General features: G+C 36.5%; 4 protein-coding genes. 2 read left to right on the top strand and 2 right to left on the bottom strand.

All coding sequences use genetic code 11. The features are described from left to right. Positions 1–50 precede the first annotated feature (50 nt). The gene (locus tag ACKI2P_RS06650; protein WP_407376175.1) at positions 51–407 is read left to right on the top strand and encodes a hypothetical protein; all 357 of its coding nucleotides are present in this window, start codon (positions 51–53) and stop codon (positions 405–407) included. A 22-nt stretch (positions 408–429) separates the two neighbouring features. Next, on the top strand, positions 430–2,085 hold the full coding sequence (gene pheT / locus ACKI2P_RS06645; protein WP_407376173.1) for a phenylalanine--tRNA ligase subunit beta: 1,656 nt from the start codon (positions 430–432) through the stop codon (positions 2,083–2,085). 149 nt (positions 2,086–2,234) lie between these two features. Here pheT and ACKI2P_RS06640 read toward each other — a convergent pair whose 3' ends face one another. Together ACKI2P_RS06640 and ACKI2P_RS06635 are read right to left on the bottom strand one after the other, a co-directional pair. Then, positions 2,235–2,639 (bottom strand): secondary thiamine-phosphate synthase enzyme YjbQ, encoded by a 405-nt coding sequence (locus ACKI2P_RS06640; RefSeq protein ID WP_407376171.1) that lies wholly within the window; start codon positions 2,637–2,639, stop codon positions 2,235–2,237. A 53-nt stretch (positions 2,640–2,692) separates the two neighbouring features. Continuing rightward, positions 2,693–4,403 (bottom strand): right-handed parallel beta-helix repeat-containing protein (locus tag ACKI2P_RS06635; protein WP_407376169.1); only part of this gene is annotated, 1,711 nt, incomplete at its 5' end.

Raw genomic sequence — 4,403 nt, 5'->3', positions numbered from 1 at the left:
TAATAAAATTATATTATTAATATTATCAATCAAAAAAAGGACTGTTAAAAATGAACTTACTATGGTTTTATGTTGCTATTGTTTTAGCTTTAAGTGATATACTGCACACACAACTAATGTGGAAGGTATTAAATAACTTTTACATTATTCTGGGTGGCTTAATCCAACAGACAACTAAAACAACATGGCAGACTTGGTTAGCACATGAAATAATGGAAGCAGGATTCCATTTTGTTATCCTATCAATTGTTTTCTTAAACCCTATTATAGGAATTGAAGCAGCCCTTATTCATTTTGTAATAGATGTCTCACACACAATTTTAGTGCGTGACATGAGCGAAATAGCTCACAGAGCGCTTCACTTTGTAGTCGAGTCTCTATTTTTCATGCTGATTTATGGATTGTAAAAATTTAAAATGGAGTTATTAAATGCCAGTTATAACATTCAAATATCAAGATTTAAAAGATTTAGGAATAGATATGGATAAAGACGAACTGATAGACACCTTACCTATGATGTCAAGTGACATTGAGGACTTTGACGATGAGGAAATCAAGGTGGAATTCTTCCCTAACAGACCAGATAACCTGTCTGTTGAAGGAGTAGCTAGATCTTTTAAAGGATTTATTGGTCAAGAAACTGGTTTTCCCGACTATCAAGTTGAAGAGTCAGGAGAAATTGTAGAGGTTGACAGCGAAGTTGCAAAAATCAGACCATACATTGCATTTGCAAAAATAGAAGGTGTTGACTTCAGCGGAGACAAGCTCAAATACGTTATGGATTTCCAGGAAAGCCTTCACTGGGTAATCGGAAGGGACAGGAAAAAGGTTGCAATCGGTATCCACAATGCAGATGTTGTAAAAGCTCCATACAAATACATTGCAACACCTAAAGATGAAAATGCATTTGTAGCACTTGAAAAAGAAACTCCAATGACTCCGCAAGAAATCCTAACAGAACATGACAAAGGAAAAGCTTACGCTCATTTAATTGAAGATTTTGATAAATACCCATTAATTTTGGATTGTGATGACAACGTATTGTCCATGCCACCAATCATCAACGGGGAGCTTACCAAACTCAGGGAAGATACAAAAAACATCATTGTTGATGTGACAGGTACTGATGAAAGAGCAGTTAACCAAACATTGAACATTATCTGTTCATCATTTGCCGAAGTCGGCGGACAAATAAAAAGCATGGAAGTCAAATACGAAGATAAAACCATCACAAGCCCTACTTTAGCTCCGCAATTTATGAATGTACATGTTGATACCGCAAACAATTTAATTGGTGGTTTGACTCTGACTGCTGAAGATGTTAAAGAATTGCTTTTAAAAGCTCGTTTTGATGCAGAAATTCTAAATGACAATGAACTGAAAGTAAAAATTCCATCCTACAGGGTCGACATTTTACATGAAGTGGATATCGTTGAAAACATTGCAGTGCAGTACCACATAAATGACGTTGTTGCAGAACTGCCTGACATCAACACTGTCGCTTATGAAAACAACTGGTTTAAGGCCGAAAGCACAATCCGTGAAGTGATGGTGGGATTAGGATTTCAGGAAATCATGAGTCTCATGCTTACAAGCGAAGAGGCACATTACGTAAAAATGAACCAAACTGAAAAAGACCATGTTCAGGTTGCAAAACCTATTACAATCGACAGAACCATGATCAGAACCAGTTTAATCAATAGTTTAATGGAATTTTTAGAAGACAACAAGGATAAAGACCTTCCACAGAAACTTTTTGAAATAGGTGATGTTTTATACCTTGATGAAACTAAAGAAAACAAGACCGTTGCCTCTAAAAAACTGGCAGGTGTAATATGCCATTCCAGCGCAAACTTTACTGAAATAAAATCCGTTGTTACAAACGTTTTGGCTAACCTCGGATACTCCATGGAAATATCCGACAGCGAAAACAAGACTTTCATTGCAGGCCGTGTTGCTGATGTAAAAGGTTCAGCCGAAAACGGATCTGTTGAAGGATTCTTCGGTGAAATATCACCTGAAGTGATTACCAACTTTACCTTAGACCAGCCGGTTATTGCATTTGAAATTGAATTTATCAATTAAATTCTTTTTCAATACCACAATTTTCTCATCTGTGTTTCCATTTCGGAGTAATTGCTCACTCCATGAGAAGCATCAGGATTATTAAAAATAACTATAAAAATTAATAGGATTATTATAATTCCTATTAAAATTATTGTCCATTTTTTCAATTATTCACCAACCATTGTCAAAGTTACTGTTCTTGAGTGTCTTGGTCCATCTAATTCTATGAAAAAAACTGACTGCCATGTGCCAAGGTCAAGCTTAGCATTTTTAACGGGTAAAGTTTCGCTTGACGAAAGCAAAAATGATTTAAGATGAGACCTTGCATTGTTATCTATTCTGTCATGTTCATAGCTGAACTTATCTGTGACTATTTCATTCAACATGAATTCAAGATCGGATAAAAGGCCCTTTTCATTTTCATTTACGACAATTGCAGAGGTGGAATGTCTTGAAAAAATGGAAACTATTCCCTCTTCAATGTCAATCAGTTCATTGATTTTGGATGTGATGTCAATGATTTCAAAATTCTTTGATGTGTTGATTTTGATTGAACTAGTTTTTGTTGTCATTGATAATAATTATATTAAAACAAGTATAAAAAGAAAAAAAAGAAAATGAAATTTTAATCAAATTCACTTTTGTTTCTATATCCATAGACTAGGCAACCCAAAAGAGATATGATACTCAACACGACAAGACCGGATGTATCTGTAACCTCTTTGGAAATTTTGCTTTTAGGAACTATCTCATATGCCTTACCCTCTTCGGACACTTCACCTTCACTGGCGTCACCGGCACTTACATCACCTTTTGTTTGGACATCCTGGCCATTGTCAGATGAATCCCTCAAATCGCCTGATGCATTTGTTCCAAACACACCGGAATTCCTATTTGAAGAGTAATGAGCACTGGTGGCATTGCCGTTTTCTACATTCCCAATGCCTTTTGCAACACCGCCGTTGTCAGAATCTGTTGAAATTTTTGAACTTGTTCCTGACGCTCCCCGTTTTCCGTCGGTTGCATCAGATGTTTTTGAGTCTTCATTATTGCCCTTTTCACCTGCAGCAGTGTGATATTTGTAGGTAACCGGACGGCCCCCAACCATGACATCGACATCATATTCCTTATCGGGATCAAGGTTGGCTTCAATAGTGGCCTTACCGTTAACAAATCTTGCAGTAAAAGTGTTTCCATTAATGTTAACTTTGGTATCGAATGTTCCAAATTCTTTGACTGCTTCACCACTGGTATCATACATCTGTAAACCAATTCCGTTTTTGATTGAAACTGTTCCCATTTTCATGATTCCTGCAAGAAGCATCGGACAGACAAAAGTATTTTCATCATCAGTTGAATCAAACCAGTTATCTCCCAATTTAAATGTCGGCAATTCAGGATTGTTTTTTGCCTGATAACCTTCATTGTGGGCTAAAACATTACCTTTGACTTCCAGCCTTGAAGGGTTACCTTCCTTTGATGTTTTAAAGTCGGCACCGAACAGCAATCCGTTTCCACTTTCAAATGCTCCCAGTTCATAATCAGTATCCTTTCTGTTATAGGTAAATGAGTTCGCATTGATTACATCAAAGCTTGACTGTGAATCTATATAAATTCCGTTGGGATTTTCATAGGCATCATTATGCTTTATGGTATTTCCAACAGATGCATTATACAGTGAAATTCCATTGAAACCGTTATGGTGAACCGCATTGTAGGTAATATTGCAGAAGAAAATGTTGGAAGTTTCAATTCCTGATCGTCCATTAGAGGAAAAATCATTTTTTGAAATTTGAGAGTTTGCAACATCTTTAAGCTGGATACCGTTAAATTCGGCTTCGGAAACATTGTTGTCAGTAATGATAACTCCTTTTGCATTCTTAATCAAAATGGCATTTCCTCCCCCAGTTACAACATTATGCTTTATGGTTGTATTGTCTGATGAGTCTACAATTATCCCACAGTCACTCTCATGGGAAATAATTGTTATGCCTGATAAGACACTGCCTGCACCATTTGATGTGAAGTAAAATCCAAAAGTATCGGTTATTCCAAGGTTTTTGGCTTTTGAGCTTATCTGATTGGAAGAATAGACTTTTGAATTGACATGAGAAACAATATTCAGTTTCTTATCAACGACTAAAGAAATGTCCTTGTAATTTCTGTCAGTAAATTCAAAAGTATCTCCTTCACAGGCCCCATCAAATATTGTCTGAATGTCATCATTGCTTAAGTTTGAAGCAATCGGATGAACATTATGGCTTGAGGTGCCGTTGACATCAGCAGCACTGACCGCCGAAAGCATGAATAAACCGATTATGCATATAAGTCGGATC

The organism is Methanobrevibacter sp., assembly GCF_045541095.1.
Lineage (GTDB): Archaea > Methanobacteriota > Methanobacteria > Methanobacteriales > Methanobacteriaceae > Methanocatella.
Note: the sequence above shows the minus strand (reverse complement) of the source record. Positions and strands in the feature narration are given on the sequence as shown.